The following is a 17,781-nucleotide window of genomic DNA, read 5'->3' on the forward strand; positions in this document are numbered from 1 at the left end:
CCCTTACCCAAACATCTACACGCTCAGGCTATCACAAGAGCGAATAAGTTGTAAAGCATTCGTTATCAATAACCTGAAGATTTTTTAATAATAAAGATAGCATCTTCACAGTTCGTTGTACACGTGAGTGTACCATGGGTATCCTTAAGAGGAGTTGTTGCTAGATACTTTCCGCTGGAAACATGTTTTAGTCGCACCTCGTCTCCATCCCGGAGGAATTGATCTTGTGTAGTATTTAACTTTTCAACAATCCACCCACAACGCGTTGGGTAGTACGTGTTATCAAAGTACGCCTCTTTTGCATTTCCATAGAAAGATAGATAGGGGAAACTAGCAAATTCGCTACCAAAAATTTTTTGTCGAATAGGCAAGGACCCGAGGAAGCAATACGATTGGTTTAATATTTTTTGCGAAGTATGTTCATTATTATCTACACAAAAATAGAAAACGATAGGGGTTGCCGAAGAACGTTCTCTTAATGTTGGGAACAAATAAGGAAGTGTAGACCACGAAGCAATGTAAGGAGTACTGACTACAAGAGGAGAGTGGGCAGCTTCTAAGGTAAACCAGGAAGAAGGATTATCGATTCCTGATGTAAATGTAGTACGTTCTCCTTGCTCATCTACTTTATGTTCTTTGAGATAGACTCGAATCGCTTGTCGAAGAGATTCTCGTTTATTAGAGAGCTCTGCAGCACCGATATTAGGAAAATGGAGAGGAACTAGTAAATTCGTTATAGGTTGTAAAGAAACCTGGATAGGAACAGGTTCCAGGTGCACACTTTCCGACCAATCTTTAAAGTCTAAACGTTCATCATGAACCGAAGGTAAGACCGTTCCTCCTAAAAATACCGTATGAGAAGAAGACGTGGAGCTATAGCTGGAGTATCCAGATTCTGTGCTGCTGGATACAGAACCTTTTAATAGAGAGTTGGCTGCTGCGGTTTCTAAGGAGATCTTTTTGCTATGTAGATCCTCCACCTGTTCAAAAGATAGTTTGAGCACTTGGAAACCTATCCCTCCAAAAGTTGCTGATGCAATATAGTGTGTTCCGAATTTTTGAATAAACGCTGACCAGGAATCTGGAGAATTGGCGCTTAGTTTGTTTTCAATCCAATTGCGGAAACAACTATCTAATCGTTTTTCAGAGGGGTTCGAGCTGTCATCTTCTTTGAGTGTGTATAGGGAATGAGCGGCTGTGGAACATGTGACGGTATTCTTGGCATGTTGAGTGCTTTTTTTTACAAACTCGCAGGTAAGACTTCCTGAAAAGGCGGCTGCTTCAGAAAGATCCAAATCAGAATCTTCGGAATGGGATGTGGATGAGAGGCTACGATGCTTCGGAGAAAAAGAAAAGGTTTGTTTTCTTTCAATTTGATAAATATGATAGTCATCCAAGCTGCGTTGAAAGCCTGATTTGATTTTCCTAATTGCATAAGCTTGTTCTGATTTGGATTGAATCTTGGAAATATCCATATCGATTAATACAGCTGCAATCGTATGGGATCCTACTTGAATCTGGTAATTGTACTTCGATTCTGTGAATCCTTGTAAGTCTAGACGGACGCTTCCCTCGGTGAGGATTTGGCTTTTAGCCCGATGTCGCCATAACATTCCAAAGGCAAGCTTGTTAATCAAGATCTTAGCCTCTCTTTTGTATCGTTTAACAATATCGACTAGTTTAGGAGAGTAGCTTGGGAATAAGTGTTTTTGAATAACACAAATTTCTTTTTGACCATTTTCTACCATGGGAGGGCTTTGAAGAGGCATAGTCGCCGCGAGGTCTGGTACACTAAAAGTAACCGATGCAGAAAAACTTCGAGTAAATGAAGTTGTTTCTTCGAAAATGGAGGTACTGATTTCTACATCAAAAGAAGGTTTAGGGAATAGCTTAGTCCCTGGAGGAATACCAAAACGACCATCCGCGCTCAGCTGAGCCGTTTCTCTTGTAAAAGAGTAATCTAGAATATTCTCTTCGCTTACGGTATTCAGAATATTAATGGGGTCTAATTTGACAATGTCAACAGCTCTACCCAAAAAGTCGACATTGCGAATCAATTTAATATCGTCATCGACTAGAGCAACCTTAGGAATTTTCTTTTCTGGAGAGAAGGATTCTCTGGTGATGCGATATTTCACACCGTCATGAGAGCTGCGTAATAACGCTTGCTTAATTTCTTCTAGGAGCTCCGCATCGGATTTCATTTGTATAGAAGGGGCTACCAGGCAAGTGGCTGCGCAAGCTGAGAGTTTGGGTTCAAGAATAGTGAACAGAGCGCCGTCTTTAGTTGTCTCCCAAGATAAAATATAGGGGCTATTGGAAATCGCGGTTTCCATGAAAGAAGGTATATCGAAGATCTCCAGTGGCAAACTCTCAATGAACGATGCTAGGCGGTTTTCTTCTTCGATATAAGTATCTGAGTCTATAGAGAAACGTCCTAATCGTGGATTAAATACGGAAAAAGGTTGAATAACGTATAAGAAAGAAGGCTTAGTCATTAAAAACTCTCCGGGCTGGGCAGTGATTGACACCCTATAATGGAAGGAACTTGCTTTAAAGAAAAGCAAAGAAACTGATGAGGAGCTTAGCCTCTATTCAATCACTTCCCTATTATGAGAGTCGATCACTGTTTGCCGTAATGGGTTTATAATGTGTGGTTTGCTGTCGTTTTGTTTCCCTAATCCTATTTTCTCATACGGATAGCTTGCTGGCTGGTACTCGGTTGTTCGTCATCAGAATCTGTATCTTGTTGAGTAGGTCTACTTGAAGGAGTAGGAGCCGTAAGCACGCTCTCTGGGGACAGATAGGAGCTATTTGTTTCTAGAAGAGACCAGACGTCCATAAAGGCCTGAAGCTGTGTCTCTGTAATTGGGCGAAGGATGAATAGGTCTTCAAAGTTTTTAATCATACCAGCACCGCTCCAGTTAGCAGAGCCAAAGATTAGAGTTTTATTGTTGATGCAACAAATCTTGGTATGGAGAACGCCTTCCGTTTTTCTTTCGTAAAGAGGAAGTTGGATACCCAACTTGCTCAGTAGTTTGCATGTATCTTGTTTGGAATGGTTGTCGATGATTACTTTTACTCGAACTCCTCTTCGCATAGCTTGGGCAAGAGCTAAGAAGAATTCTGGGCTTAAGAAGATATACATCAAGACAAAAATACTGTCCGTTGCTTGGTTAATTGCATTCAAAATCATTTTTGATGCTGCATTAGGAATCAAACGCTGGATAGGAATGTAATTGAGCAGCTGAGATCCGACATGAACCAGTTGGGGTCTTTCAGAAAAGACTGCGTCATGTAATTCTGAACTTTCTATACATGCCGTCACGTTGACATCGTGATTGAGAGACAAGTCCGTGTAGTTGGCTGATCCTGTAACTACTGTTTGGAAATCAGCCAACATAGTTTTTTTATGTTGGAGGGTTCTTCCGTTAGTCGGACGCAAGACGACTCTCGAGTTTTGACATGCTACAGGTAAGCTTTCTCCGCAATGGTATTTGACTTCTACAGGAACATGGTGCGAAGTCTGAATTAGAGATTGGATAATGTCATCAGATGATATGGCGTAAATGCGCATAAATATCCCTCTTTGAGCTTGGCGAATGGTATCGCAAATCATTCTTAGAGGATTATTATTCTGCTGCTGATGTACGGAATGGAATGTAATCAACTCTCTTTCTGCAAGTGGATGAGGCACAGGACGCTCTTGTAATTGAGGGAGTGCGCTTGATTGAGATCGCGTAACATGATGTCTTGATGATGAGGAATGCCGATGTGAGCGAGATTCGTGATGACGGGCACGTTCAGAGTGTCTGCTAGAGCGAGAACCTATTCTGGAAGATTCGCGTCTAGATGAAAAGTGCCTAGAGACTACCGTTTCAATGCGAGAGGATGAAGAGGTTTCTCCATGGCGATGGTGGCGGTGTTGGGAGGAGCTTCGGTGGCGGTGTTGGGAGGAGCTTCCAGTAGTTTCTCTTAGTGGAGAGTTCCGAGACTCGAGACGATTGTCGGAAGGCTGTGAAGATCGATAAGCTCTTGAAACGGACCAAGCTGTAGGAGATGATTCTGCAGAGAATGGCGAGGTGAATGTGCGCGGCGATGCGGATGAGAATAGCTAGAACTCTTAGGATGTAAGTGGCTATGCCCTGATGAACCATGAATGCTCATAATATATTTTCACCTAATTTATTAAGGTTTAGATGCTTTCCTCTGAGAAGGCAGGAAACTTGCCTTCTCTTTCGACTACAAAACTCCATTCGTTACTGCTGTTCTGCTGATGTGGAAGCATTCTCTTCGTCTTGAGTAGAAGAAGAGGTTTGCTTAGGGTCTGTTATGGATTTTTTTCTCTTCTCATGTAACTGAATCAGCTCTTTAGTCATCAATCTACTGTTTGTTTCTATATATGCCCAAATCTCGTTATAGCATTCGAGTTGTGTCTCTGTAAGCGGATTGATAATCAAGAACTCTTCCAGATTTAATGTAAGACCTCCTCTACTCCAGTTGACGGATCCTATAATGAGTGTCGAGCTATTAATACAGCAGACTTTGGTATGCAGAATGCCTTCGCATGTACGTTCTCGTAGGACAATGCCGTTAGCCTCGAGGATAGCTTTGACGCACAAGTCTCTTCGTATTTGACTTAGCGAATAGTAGGATACTTGTTGCGAGCCTACTCGCACCTCTCCTCGATCGTGTCGGAAAGCCCAGCGATATAGGTGTTCACTAAATATTTTAGCCGTTAAGTTCACATCTTTTTCAAGAGAGGCCTCTGTATAGTTTGCTGTTCCCGTAACGACAATATTATTGTCTATAAGAAGGGTTTTTCTATGTAAAAGAGAACACCCTCTTCGAGGTCTAAACTGCACATTTCCTTCAGTACAGTGTTTTGAAAAAGGCCCCATTTGATAGTGTACGGAGACAGGCGCTCTATTAGAAGCCTCAGCTAAGGCTGCAAGAATTCTGGGGGATCCGATATTAAATACTTTTAATAGAACGCTGCGCTTAGCTTGTAGAATTGTTTCACAAATCATTTTCACAGGTTCGTTATTTCTTTGCTGATGAGCAGAGTAGAGTTGGATCAGTTCGTGATGCTGTAAGAGTCTAGGTACGACTTGGCTCGAAGAAGATCGGGCTCGTTTAGAGGAGGAAGAAGAAGTGTCTTCGGGAGTCTTGTGTTTTCTCTTGGAGCCGGCGAGCATTTGCTGGGAGATGGATACTGAAGAGGTAGAGGGTTGAGGGGAAGGACTTCTATCGTCCTGTCTTGGTCGTGATGATGGAATTCTCCATTCTCGAGATTTGTATTGCGAAGGAGTGGGGCGACGGTCTTCAGGAGAAGAGATGTTGCGCGATGACGTAGAGTGGCAGCGAGGGTTCGTATAGACGCGAACAGGTTGTCTGTTCCTTCCATGATCGTATTCATAGCAAACAACAGGAGGGGTCTATGGGTTGCGATTCCGTTTGTAAATTCTATCTATAGCCTGGGATACAGGATCTCTTGGTGAAGAGGGGTTTCGAGGCAAAGGGGTTTCACGAATAGGTAGCGGAGAAGAATCGCGTGACTTACTAGAACCTGAAACGCTCATTATTTTTAACTTTGTTAAATTAATTCGAACTATTTTAGTTTTGTTGTTCGATTTTTCAATATAGTTTATTTGTTAAAAACAAATACTTTATTTTAACAAAACGTTTAAAATTGAATCTTTAATATCGAATTAAACAGGAGAACTATTTTTTAATAAAAAGGCCCATATTTCTTGAATTGAATAGATTTGTTTGGGTGTGAGTGGAGTCACTATGAGCAAGTCTTCAAGATTTTTATGCATCCCATGGTAAGTCCAGTTTGGTGAGCCAAAAATCAGAGTTTGATCATCGATTAAACAGATTTTTGCATGCAAAGAATCTACTGTTGTAACAGATTTTAACAGTAGTAGAGCTGAGATTCTGTGTAATATGTCTAGTGTATGGGCGCTCTCTTTTTTATTGATTACGATAGTAATGGTCACTCCTCGTAAGTGTGCTTGTTCTAAGGCTAAAAAGATCTCGGGATGAGAGAAGATACTCATAGCAATTTTTATAGTTCTCTGAGCTTTTTGAATCTCTTGGATGATAGGCAAGGTCTTAGTATTGGATTGAGGAAAGGGAAGTGGGTAATAGGAAATGGTTTGCGAGCCGATAGAAACTGAGCCTTGAGTACCCCTCAAAATTAAAGAATATAGCGCCGGGTTTTGAATAAGAGCTGTTAGGTTGATGTCTTTAAAGAAAGAAGATTTAGTGTAGTTAGCCGTTCCTATAATTGTTAGCTGATTGTCAATCAGTGTCGTTTTCTTATGTAAGCAAATTTGAGGATTGCCTCTCAATTCCACACAGAGTTCAGATTTCCGATCCCAATTGGATAGATTAGGAAAATTCCATGCTGAAACAACAACCGGAATGTTGCGACGAACGGCTTGAATTAATGCCCGAATAATTTCAGGAGAACCAATATTAAAAATTCTCATCGTGATTATTCGGTTAGCCTGTAGGATGGCATCGCATAGCATTCTTTGCGGATCGTTGTGGTTTGTTTGGTGAGCTGAGTGGAACACAATGGGTTCCGGATCTGCAGCTAAAAGGTGCAGTATAGGTAAGGATTTGCTTTGCTGATCACTTCTTTTTGTCGTTTCAATCGCTTTGTGTTTAGCCGAATTAAAGATATCTGTTGCCGCTTTATCCGTACGAGCAACTAAAGAAGAGTCTTTTGGAGAAGGAGTATTTTGAGATGTGTGAGGGGGGGTGGATCGAGCGCGACGGCGTCCTCGAGAATGAGAGACTACTTTCCATTCAGATTCTTTAGGAGGTTCTTTAGAAGAATCTGTGGAAGAAGTGGGTTCCGGAGGTTTAAAAAGATCGCTGTATTTTAAAGAAGAAGAGCCTTGTACACTCATAACATTAAGGTCCTGGCTAGAAAAGAAAGAGACCTAAATAAGAAAGATTATAAGATAATTGTCTTTTTTTTCTAAAAAGTTAGAAAAAGAAAAAAATCCTTTATAAACAAGATGAGTTACTTTTTATTCATCGTCGTATTTATGTTGTGCACGAGCTGACTTTTTTATTTTTTTAGCTGTGACTTCGCGGCTTAGGGACATAGCTTGTTCCCAAAAATTAAAGAAGGCAGAAAGCTGGCTAGGTGTCGGTTGATAGATGAAGATAAGGTCTTCTATATTGTATTGAAGACCTCGGACAGTCCAGTTCGCAGAACCTGTGATAAGGAGGTTGGTATCGATTAAACCGACTTTGCAATGGAGGAGTGCATTCTCTTCCACTACCACGTCACGAAGTTTGACTTTTGAGTTGAGATCTTGCAAGGCATAGAATGGAATGGCTTTATTGTGAGGGTTGACAAGCACCGTTACTTCAACCCCTCTCTGCGCCGTTTGATGAAGAGCGTGAAGGACCTCTTCGTGAGAGAGAACAAGCATAGCAACGCGGATGGTTTTTACTGCAGATTGTACCGCTTTAACAACTTTATCAACTCCTTGATGATTGTGGCAGTATAGACTACAGTATTCTATTTGCTGCGAGCCACCGGTAATCCAGCCAGATTGTTGGGAGACTACCAATTGGCCAAGAGATGGATTGCGGATGATAGCAACTAGGTTGATGTCACGAGAGAATGCGGCGTCAGAGAAATTCGCGGAGCCTGTAATCACTAGGCTTCCGTCAACTACTATATTTTTACAGTATAGTCGCGCCTGGTTAGTAGCTTTGAATTTCTGCAATTGCACGTTAGGATGTCGAATAAGGGCTTTTGGGCAGCAGATGTATTGATATTGTAATGGATCCGTACGCCGTTATTCGCTCGCTCTAGAAGAGCTGCAGCAATCTCTTCAGAAGTAAACCTATAGATTTGTATATAAATATGGTATTTTGCCTGCTTAATCGCTTGAAGAATAGATCGCAGAGGAGATGGTCCAGATTCTGTAGAGAAGAGTTGTATAGCCTCTCCATGTAAATTGAAACATGGAGAGATGTTGGAAGGAGTTGTTTCTATAGCTTGGGTTGCAAAAGAGTTCGTGTTGTTAGCTTCTTTTTCTAAATCCCCTCTATCTCTGGCAGTAGCTTGAGGGAGAGATTCTGGTTGTTGTAGAGCTGGAGGTTGAGGAGCGGCTTCTGGATAGGAAGAAAGGCCTTGTTGTCCAGTTGTAGTGTAAGGCTCTTGTACAACGGCAGGAGGAGCATACTCAAGATAGAGGGATTGAACCCCGTAAGGGTATGTAGCGTAAGGGTCTAATACAGCCCAAGGCTGTTGAGGCGCTGGAGGGAAAGAAGGAGTGAATGTCTCGAAGTGATGAGAAACAGCTCCGGGAGTGAATTCTGGTGCGGCTGGATTGAGTGTGGAACCGATATGCAGTCCTTCTACAGCAGCAGCTAACTGATGCTGAGGAAGATCCTCAGGAGCAATGTAGTAAGCTCCCTGCATAGAAGGATCTTCGGGGCCATCAGTTGGTTGAGATTCTGGAGGAGGAGTTTCGTTCTCTCCGTAGGGAGGAAAATTATTGTGATTTCTGTTAACGCTCATACTAAAAAAAGAAGCTTTTTTTTCGACGTCTAAACGTTTTAGACTAAATGTGCTTTTGTTTTTAAATAATAAAAAACACGTTCTTTTATTTGTTTATAACGACCTAGATAAAAAGAATAGGATCTTTTTAAAGGCCTTTATGCTTCTATTATACAGATGTTAATTGGAAGCTTTGCGCTCTATTGTGAGAGAAAGAGGCAGAGGGATGGTCTGCCTCCGCGAGAACTTAGAAGAAAAGTTTATAAGAGGATCCGTTATTTACTGAAAGATCATATTCTCTGATCCACTGTTGTTCCACAAGAGCATGTAAAGAGATAGAAAACATTTCTTTAGCTATATCTTGACAGATCAAGTTTTCTTCTTCTTGAGTGCTAGATGAGGAAAGCCACGTGCAACGATTGATAGCAAAATACTTGCAAAGGGCGAGAATTTCTTTCGTATCTAAGAGCACGGAGCGTGCTTCCAAATCGCGAGCATCTGCTGAAAGGATACGTTCTTTGTTCTGGAGGATGTGGTTCCAGAGATATCCTAGTAGAGATGTAACTATAGCTGTAGAAAATTTAGACGCAGCCTCTTTAGAGGAAATCCCTCGAGATATTTTGCTTAGAAAGCCTTTTACAAGATAAGGACGAGACAGCTCAGGCTTGTCATTTAGCTTGAGTAGTCGTTCTTTTGCTTCATTGGCTATCGATCGCGCCTCTTCAGAAAGTCGATGAGGTTGCTCAGTCATAAAAATTTTCCATTTCTGTAGGGGGAGAGCTTTTTAAGCGCTCATCATAAGTAGATGGAGGAGTAGGTTCTTTAGAGGCTTCTACTTTCGGTTTAGAAACTCGCAGTTTGCTTAATTCCTGTTGAATTAATGTTTTATGATACGGGAATAGAAAAGAGAGTTTTGCTTCTAAATCTGGAGTAGGCTCTTCAAGAATACATTGGATCCCTGTGAGATAAAGAATGGGCTGAAGAGTCGCCGATTCTGCAGCAAGAGACTCATTGTTTTCTTTGAAACCTAATAGGAGTTTCGAATGAGGGGAATCTTTTAGCAAATCACTGGATTTTACGAATAGATCCGGGCAATGGTAAAAGCTAAATAGCTTGCACAGACTCTTGACAGCTCTGTCGAATAAAGATGGATTCAATCGATAAGCTATAAGAGTATCAAGAGCACCTTTACCAAAAGGTTTGTCTTCGATTAAGAAATCTTTGTAAGTGCTAGCGGATAGTACTTGTAAACCATCTACGCCTATTTTCGCAAGACAAGCGTTTACCGCGATGTTATTAAGCACCCTTTGTTTAGCATTCTTTTGCCCAATTCTTTTGAACAATACGGAAGGTAGTTCTTTGGAAGAATACACTGATTCGCCTGTTTTATCACTGAAACGAATATTTTCAAGATTTCCTTCCATAATAGCATCACAAATAGTCCGATACTTGGGGAAATGATCTCTATCTACTAAAGGTTTTCTAGCCACGTAGCAACGTAAATATTTTTGTAGAGTGATAATGGGGGAGCGTTGCTCTTGGAAAGCGACCTTAGCCGCGTTTCGCGTTTTAACAAAACGATCAAAAATAGTTCGTGTAGTTTGATAGGTCGTTGAACATTTGTAGGCAATTAGCCCTCACAAAGCGAGCAAACACGTAATAGGTGCTGCGAGAATATTGCATACCACACAAAGAATGCGTTTACACAAAGACACCACTTTGTCTGAAAAACAGAGGAATCGTTTTTCTCCTAAAGTTTTAACAGATACAAGAGACCCAAATCCTTGAACGATTGGATAGAGAAGAACGTTCCCTAAACGCTCCAATGGGTCGGGGCCGAGCTCCGGCGCCAAGTATTTATCAAATGTTACGATCATGAGTGTTTCTCTATTGCGGTTTGTAAAAAGGGAAAAGGGGTTAGGTAAGAGTGTTGTTGTTAAGCATTTTTTAATTTTTTTATGAATTTTTTAGAGGCGGGGAATGTAACTCTTTAAGTTACAAACACAAAATAAGTTTTTTTAGATGTTTTTAATTTAAAAAAATCCTTAACAAAATCTGTTTTTTGGGTCCAAAATTGACCAGAATTTTTAGTCAGAGGGCCTTGAAATGTTTGTGTCGTTCGATAAATCCCGTTGCAGAGCGGATGTCCCCGATTTTTTTGAAAGGACAGGAAACTTTCTTCTCCATTGTGTGGCAAGAGGGATCAATGTTTTATATCGTGTGAAACAAATCCCTAACTATCCTTCATGCTATTTCTCACATAAAGAGATTTCGTGTTGTCGTCGTATTGCAAACATTGTGATCTGTATTCTCACAGGGCCTCTGATGTTATTGGCCACTGTGTTAGGATTATTAGCGTATAGGTTTTCTTCTACTTACCAGACTTCTTTACAAGAACGCTTTCGTTATAAATATGAACAAAAGCAAGCTTTAGATGAATACCGTGATAGGGAAGAAAAAGTCATTACGCTTCAGAAGTTTTGTAGAGGATTTCTAGTTAGAAATCATTTGCTCAACCAAGAAACTTTAACAACGTGTAAGCAATGGGGGCAAAAACTATTAGAAGGAGAAAAATTCCAAGGGTCCCAGAAGGACGGTCTCTTGTATATATTTCAAAACAGTTTTCTTCTTTAGTAGCAAAACACGTTGGGGCTCAAGATGCCAGGTCTCGTTGGCATCATATTTTTTCTATGCGCAAAGCGCTTGCTTATTTAGATATTAAGCACATACGAGCACCACGCGCTAGAGTTTATCAAAACTTTATATTCGAAGAAAAACTTCCTGTTTCACGAATTTCTGTAGATTCAATGTGTCTCTATAAAGAAAATCCACAAGCTTTCGATGAGGCGATCAAAGAACTCTTATTTCTATTTAAAGAAGTGCATTTCAGGGATTTTGTTGTAGAAACAGAGTCTCCAACAGACGATTTCCCCTTAGCCGTGAAAGTACACAACTATTGGGTATGCCCACGATACGATAATTTACCTTTATTTATTCAAGAAGGAAAAGATGGCTCTCCAGAAGGGCGTATAGGACTGGTCGATCTAGAAACTTTTTCTTGGTCTCCACATCCATACCCCGTAGAAGAACTAGCTGTGATGTTTCCTATGCATAAAGAGCTTCTCATGACAGAGGCGAAAAAACTACAAATCCCTTTCTCTACAAAGGAGGTCGAGCGTTCTGTAGAGAAAGGGCTTGCTTTTTTTGAACATATGCTAGGGCATCAAGATTTTTGTTCCCAAAAAAGCGTAACGCCATTGCGTAATTGTGCCCCTTATATTCATCTAGAAGTATGGAGATTCTCACTGAAAATTTTTGATATTTTAAAAGCTGCTATTCAACTAAATGGAGCACTCAATGTTCTGTTATCTCCAGATATTCGAGAGCGGTTGAGTGCTATTTCGGATAAGCAATGGTTGGCTATTAGCTCCCAGGTTACGTCATCGTTACTCGAGCAAGTTTCTACAAACATCTATCAGTCTCATACTGAAGAGGCTAAACGAGTAAATTCTTCAGGGACTTTTATCATGTGTCGATCTCCTATCTTCCGGAAAAGCATCTTCATTAAAAATCTCCCACAATTCTTAAACAAGAAATTGCAGTTGCTTTCAGAGGAAATCAGCGAGGCGCTTGCTTCTCTATGTTTACGTGCAGTAATGGAAGAGCTAGTAGCAACAGGAAATATTTATTCTTATGATTCTATGGATGATTTTTTTGAAGGGCAGTATTGTCGCATTCGTTATTAGATCATCACTTGAGAGGTTTTCTCTATTTCGATACGATATACTTTTTTGAGTTATGACGATATCCTCCACAACAACACCTTCTAAAAGTAGTTCTTGTTTTCAGTTTAGAGAAACAAACAAAGAGCCTGTGAAGACGTATCGGGTTACATCTATAGCGTTGGTAGCTATTGGGCTTTTGCTGCTAATGATTAGCTCCTTGCTCCTATTGCTTAGGGTTCCTATGACTATGCCTTGTTTGGTTATAAGTAGTGGTTGTATGAGCTGTGGAGTAGTTCTTGTTGGATCCAAAATAGAGGGAATCTGTTTTGGCTAATCGAACTTTCTCATTCCAAAGATTCTGGGCCTGCTAATCCTATATTATCAGGTCGAAATGGTTTTTTCTTCTGAAAACTCTTGCTTTATGGGAGATTCTCCGAACGTTTTCTATGCAGCATGTGTAATACTTCTTAATTAGAGGTAAGAGTAGGACGGACATACTTTCAGTCTGTGAGATTACTATATCTACAACCACAATGACATTTGCGGTCGAAAGTATGATTCCTATCCACTAAGGTTTTATTGAAATCCAGTTGATAAAGAAGTTTTCCTAATCCAACCTTGTTGAAAACATCATAGAAAAGTAGCTCAAGGGTACTTTTGAGCGGGATTTTTTGTTTTCGTATTTTTCTGTCCGCTTTTATAGTTCCTTACGAAATTTTAGTGATTACGATTTGTTTTTAACAGGTAATAATACAAATGCCCGTTCCGAATCCGATTGTTGCTCAAGAGAAAATTCCTCACAGGTGTTTCAACCTGAAACTGTTCCCAGTAATAGAAGTACAGAGACAACTCCTCAAAATATTGAAGTTTATAATGATCGCAATTTCACTAATCACACCACGGAAGATGTGATTAGAATCGGGGAGAGGTTACAACATCAGTTTTATAATATGACGGAAGAGTCTCGAGTTCCTTTTACTACATCTCCATCGCATCATACAGGAAATTGGAAAACAGCATTTCTTTATAACTTATCTCAGGTGGTCGCACATATTTTCCCCTCGACGGTGCAACCGATTCGAGTGAAGCCTACAAGGATGCCTCCTTCTCCTACACCTCCTCCAGAAGGAACGACAACGGCAGAGACTTCTACTTCAGAGAATAAGGTCACTACAATCTCTAAAGAACAGGAAGTAACGACAAAACCTCCTGTATTCGTGAACAAAACCTCTCCTCGTAAGAGAAAGACGAAGTTTATTACACGGCCAGTGAACGTTCGTACGTACTCTGTTCAGAGGAGGGGGTAAAAACGATTTCTGCTAGTGCAGTTCCTCCTACAGCAGCTGTTTTATCGAGAAAAAAGCGTGCTATAGAAGAGAAGAAGGAGGAAGCTTCTTCTGGAAAGATAGAAAATCTTGATGCTAGCAAATACGATCTTACTCCCAAGAACATAGAAGAAAAACTAGGAATTACTCCTGAACAGAAATCTACTGTTAAAGGCCTATTAAATAAACTGAAAAAGGTCATTAGTGCTTACAACTCCATGCCAGATAAAAATTCGGAAGCAGGACAGAATTCCTTGATTCAACAAGGAAAATACGTCGATGCCATTCAGAAGAAGCTTCCAGCATCATCGCAGGCTCAGCCTAAACAGGCAAAAGCTAAGGAACAGAAAGCCGAAGAAAAACCTAAGACGACTCCGATTGAAGGTGTTCTTGAAACTATCAAAACAGAATTTAAAGGCCATCGTGTACCTGTTGAGAAAATCATCCATGGAATATGGATCGCAGGAGCGCCTCCGGATGGTATCGAAGATTATATGCAAGTCTTTTTAGATACTTATGAAGGTTTTGACTTCTACTTCTGGGTAGATGAGAATGCTTATGCAGCAGCTAAATTTTCTAGCATTTTGAAGAAGGTCGCTTTCGATGCGGCTATTCAAGATCTACGATCTGCCACAGATGAGTCTACAAAGGCCTTTGTTAAAGACTACGATGAATTAAAACAGAAATATGAAAAGAAAGTTGCGGAGACGACTTCTCAAGCAGAAAAAGACCAATATCTCAAAGATCTAAAGGATCTTTTAGAGAAATTTACAAAAATCAGTGATGAGATTCGTGGAAAATTTGATCGGCTGTTTCTTAAGAATGTGATTGTTGCTCAGGACGGATTCTTTAATTTCTGCTTGCTGAAAGGCCTCGGCAATATCAATGACGAAACGCGTGCAGAGTATTTAGAGAAAGAACTCAAACTTCCTACTGAGGAGATCGAACAGTATAAAAAGCTTAAAGAGACGAACAAAGAGAAGATAGCCGCTATTGTAAAACAACTAAACGAGAAACTTGGATCGGATCGGGTAAAAATCAAAGACATTAAAGAGCTGCAATCTATGAAGCAAGCTCGAAATGTCTACAATTATGATGCGTTAATTGGTCACGTAGGAGATTGGTCAGATCGACGAGTCCGAGATCGTTTAGGATATGGATATCGATTTAGTCCTGATGGAGCTTTAGCTAGAGGTCATGCCAATAGTAAATGGCCACGGGAGTTGCCCCAGATCCCTAGAGGGATTTATGAAACCATCTATTTGGGATAAGGGATGCAGTATAAGGTATATACAGAGATTGTATATCTCTCTAATAAGATTATATGGCGAGATGCGGTCATGGATCCGACTTCCCGCTATTACACTCCTCCCTTAGTTGAGCAAGGCAAGAGTTCAACTGTTGTAGCAGGGAATACTCCTTTAACAGTGATAGCTCTCCGTTTGTTAGATGAAGACTCTCCTGCTAGAGTTAATCAGACGATTGCTTACAAAGATTATAAGATTAACTTGGTAGGAGGGAAAGGAGGATTAACAGTTCCAAATAGGCGGTGGGGGAATCTATAACATCACGGGGAATCCTTCGGCCCAAAATATGATCTCTTTCCGAGCGATACCGCAACCTTTAGGCGTGCATTTTAATTTGTCTAACCATGCCATGCAAGAGGTTCCTCTAGTTCGTCCAAATGGAACTAGGATTGATGCGTTAAAAATTCTTCAAAAAGGATTCCGTATTATCACAGGATCTGCTGGAGGATACGATGTATTAGTTGGAGATAGGGATACGCGCTTTTATGTGAGCCCTGGAGGATGGAAGATTGTTTCAGGGACAGGAAGGAACTGGTATCATATCCCAACGCTTCAAGGAAGATCAGATATCATTCTCGCAGACAATTCTACAGAGCACCATCTATTCATGGAGGCAACCTATTATTCGTGGCAATCTTTGGGTACGAATCTAACGCTTATTCCTAGAGAAACCCAGAAGAATAGCTCGAACTCAATAGGGGTATTTGTTTCCAATTTCGATAACAGCTCTTTCTTTGACCGCTGGATAGATAAATTTACTGTAAAATTATCGGATGGGATCACTCTGTTTGCTTTAAGCAAATCTTCTCAAGAGGCCAACGTTTCCGAACCGGTTACTAATACAACTGTAACTTTGGGGGTGAGCTCAGTAGATCAAACTATGTGGCTAAGAAATTTCCCTGAAGAACCTACTTACGTGGAGACTATTTTTGAATGGTTGAAAAAACTGCGTTGGTGGTTGGCGCCAGAAGTTACTGTTTTGCAACCTGAAGGAACGGTAAATTTCTATCGTCGTAATAATACCTTAATTTATCATCCGCAACCAGGATACTTTACACGTATAGATGGATCTGTAGGAGATACGTACATATTTTCTGAATCTCCTAGCGCCAATTTATCTACAGTAGAGCTGACGTTAGCAGAAGATTTGAATACCCCGAAAACCGTGGATTTGAGTTCATTAGTTCCTACTCTTGTGCGAGGAAGAATGACGAATCATACTGTAAACGGGTCTTCTATCGACTTAGAAATCTCTTCTCCTCGTTACAACCTTCCTTTACAAGTGAATTGGAATCCGCATTATTTACCTAGAGGAACCCGATTCGATCTTATTCCTAATCACTCTCCAACATTAGGGGAATTATACTACATTGAATGCGAATGCCTCTATATGGCATACCCTTTTCAGTAATAGTATATTAATTCCTGAAAGACTAGTTGGTATGATGAGTTTGAACAATACCGTGACTCTCATGCTGCGTAAGTTCAAAAGAAATGATGAACATATTTTAGGAGTAGAAAACAGAGGAAGCATCAATCTTAAGGTAGATGGAGACATGTATGCTGGGCATATTAAAGGTGCTATGGAGCATCGGCACTGGCATGAGTTCCCACATCTTTTATCGAAATTTGATATCACCGTCCATGCAAGGACGATTAAATATTTCGCATTCAAAGGAAGTCTAGCAACAAACGATACGATTCTGTTCCGGAGCTATTTTGAACCAGCGATTTTAGATACCTATAACAGTACACCGGTTGATTTACATGTCTGGTCTCAATACGATCAGATTCGTATACATAAGGCAACCTTGAAGCTAGAAGGTTTCCAAGTATACAATGTAACTACTGCAACGGATGCCTTGAATAGACAACTGATGTACGCGCAAAACTTCGTGAACATCCGTGGAAGAGATCTTTCTATAAAACCATTTTATATTCGAACAGGATCTGGAATTGGTGCTATCCAATTAGTGTTCAAAGATCTATTCGTAAATGATTTAAGTGATATTACGGATAGGACTTTCGAAAAAGAAGCCAAACCTCTGTTAGCTAAAAAACCTCATTCACTTATAGATCCTACATATAAAGAGTTCCTGAAATTCTTCTTAGGAGAAACCTCTTATGATTTAACACAATATATTCAAGAATTTGGCGATACCTCCCATATCGTAAAAATGATTCGGGATCCAAAAACACATGAATTGCAGGAGCCTGCTCATCTACCAGTAATCCTGTTGTTCTTACATATACAATTGATCCTAAGGAAGAAGAGGTTCGGCAGGATAAATTGTTGTCCTTAGACAAGTTGATGAAAGAGTATCGCTTCCCTCAACCTACACAAGCCGAAAGTTATTACTACATCGATCCAGTCAGCGGAGATTTATATATCACTCGTGTAGCTCTCATGCGACCAACAGAAAAAGCCTTTTTATTAAGACTAGCTCAGTTCAAATCGAGATGGTTAGATTTCCAAAATATCTTTATTTCTGGAGTGCGTGCATCTACTGGCACATCGAAGAGCTTAGAAGCTTCAGGAACTGGAGTGATGTTTATCGGTCCAGAAATTCGACACATTGAATTAGACTTCTTCCGACACATAGCAGGACGAGCATTACCAGAGAGAGTTTCATCACGATCCAGCGTTGTATTCCCAACGAATGATCAAGTTGTATTGTATAATCCAGCCTTAGCAATGAAATTCTATACTTACACTGCATTCATGCTTTGGAATCTTCGGGATAGAGCAAGAGGAGAGTCGAAGAGAGCGAAGGCTTATGATAATTACCTTCTCGAAGCTTGTATGTCCTTGGATACAGCTGGGAAGCCTCACTGGAAAATCCCTGAAGGATTCTTGCAATTTGCATTTGCTTCCGTTCTTGGGTAGA

11 protein-coding genes and 4 pseudogenes are annotated in these 17,781 nt (G+C 40.5%); 5 read left to right on the forward strand and 10 right to left on the reverse strand.

Annotated elements, in window-relative coordinates; translation table 11 throughout:
- Nucleotides 1-65: 65 nt before the first annotated feature.
- From CTA_RS00800 to CTA_RS00840, 10 genes and pseudogenes are all read right to left on the reverse strand, one after another.
- Nucleotides 66-2,498 carry an MAC/perforin domain-containing protein gene (locus CTA_RS00800; protein ID WP_011324600.1) on the reverse strand — a complete coding sequence of 811 codons (2,433 nt, stop codon included), beginning with the start codon at nucleotides 2,496-2,498 and terminating at the stop codon, nucleotides 66-68.
- A 185-nt stretch (nucleotides 2,499-2,683) separates the two neighbouring features.
- Nucleotides 2,684-3,832 (reverse strand): phospholipase D-like domain-containing protein, encoded by a 1,149-nt coding sequence (locus CTA_RS00805; RefSeq protein WP_041200361.1) that lies wholly within the window; start codon nucleotides 3,830-3,832, stop codon nucleotides 2,684-2,686.
- Nucleotides 3,833-3,975: 143 nt separating this feature from the next.
- Complete coding sequence (locus CTA_RS04850; RefSeq protein ID WP_230454114.1) at nucleotides 3,976-4,167, reverse strand: hypothetical protein; 192 nt, start codon at nucleotides 4,165-4,167, stop codon at nucleotides 3,976-3,978.
- A gap of 92 nt (nucleotides 4,168-4,259) precedes the next feature.
- Complete coding sequence (locus CTA_RS00810; RefSeq protein WP_011324602.1) at nucleotides 4,260-5,198, reverse strand: phospholipase D-like domain-containing protein; 939 nt, start codon at nucleotides 5,196-5,198, stop codon at nucleotides 4,260-4,262.
- A 513-nt stretch (nucleotides 5,199-5,711) separates the two neighbouring features.
- Nucleotides 5,712-6,923 (reverse strand): phospholipase D-like domain-containing protein, encoded by a 1,212-nt coding sequence (locus tag CTA_RS00815; protein ID WP_011324604.1) that lies wholly within the window; start codon nucleotides 6,921-6,923, stop codon nucleotides 5,712-5,714.
- Between the two features lie 123 nt (nucleotides 6,924-7,046).
- A complete protein-coding gene (locus tag CTA_RS00820) occupies nucleotides 7,047-7,688 on the reverse strand; it encodes a phospholipase D-like domain-containing protein (protein ID WP_193323955.1) in 642 nt (213 codons plus the stop codon).
- A 17-nt stretch (nucleotides 7,689-7,705) separates the two neighbouring features.
- Nucleotides 7,706-8,557, reverse strand: coding sequence for a hypothetical protein (locus CTA_RS00825; protein WP_011324606.1), 852 nt, complete (start codon nucleotides 8,555-8,557; stop codon nucleotides 7,706-7,708).
- 226 nt (nucleotides 8,558-8,783) lie between these two features.
- On the reverse strand, nucleotides 8,784-9,287 hold the full coding sequence (locus CTA_RS00830) for a hypothetical protein (RefSeq protein WP_011324607.1): 504 nt from the start codon (nucleotides 9,285-9,287) through the stop codon (nucleotides 8,784-8,786).
- Nucleotides 9,284-10,026: pseudogene (locus CTA_RS00835) on the reverse strand (hypothetical protein). Before CTA_RS00835 ends, CTA_RS00830 begins: the two are co-directional and overlap by 4 nt.
- 147 nt (nucleotides 10,027-10,173) lie before the next feature.
- A complete protein-coding gene (locus CTA_RS00840) occupies nucleotides 10,174-10,413 on the reverse strand; it encodes a hypothetical protein (protein WP_011324609.1) in 240 nt (79 codons plus the stop codon).
- Between the two features lie 229 nt (nucleotides 10,414-10,642).
- Here CTA_RS00840 and CTA_RS00845 point away from each other — a divergent pair.
- The 5 genes and pseudogenes from CTA_RS00845 (at nucleotide 10,643) to CTA_RS04950 (ending at nucleotide 17,780) form a co-directional block, all read left to right on the forward strand.
- Nucleotides 10,643-12,282: pseudogene (locus CTA_RS00845) on the forward strand (hypothetical protein).
- A gap of 52 nt (nucleotides 12,283-12,334) precedes the next feature.
- The gene (locus tag CTA_RS00850) at nucleotides 12,335-12,595 is read left to right on the forward strand and encodes a hypothetical protein (RefSeq protein WP_010725105.1); all 261 of its coding nucleotides are present in this window, start codon (nucleotides 12,335-12,337) and stop codon (nucleotides 12,593-12,595) included.
- A 934-nt stretch (nucleotides 12,596-13,529) separates the two neighbouring features.
- Nucleotides 13,530-14,683 (forward strand): annotated as a pseudogene (locus CTA_RS00865) (TcdA/TcdB catalytic glycosyltransferase domain-containing protein); the annotation flags it as partial.
- Nucleotides 14,684-14,860: 177 nt separating this feature from the next.
- Nucleotides 14,861-15,151, forward strand: a complete 291-nt coding sequence (locus CTA_RS04975) for a DUF3491 domain-containing protein (RefSeq protein WP_011324613.1) — start codon at nucleotides 14,861-14,863, stop codon at nucleotides 15,149-15,151.
- A gap of 28 nt (nucleotides 15,152-15,179) precedes the next feature.
- Nucleotides 15,180-17,780, forward strand: a pseudogene (locus tag CTA_RS04950) (DUF3491 domain-containing protein).
- Nucleotide 17,781 lies beyond the last annotated feature (1 nt).

Source organism: Chlamydia trachomatis A/HAR-13, assembly GCF_000012125.1.
Taxonomy (GTDB): Bacteria; Chlamydiota; Chlamydiia; order Chlamydiales; family Chlamydiaceae; genus Chlamydia; species Chlamydia trachomatis.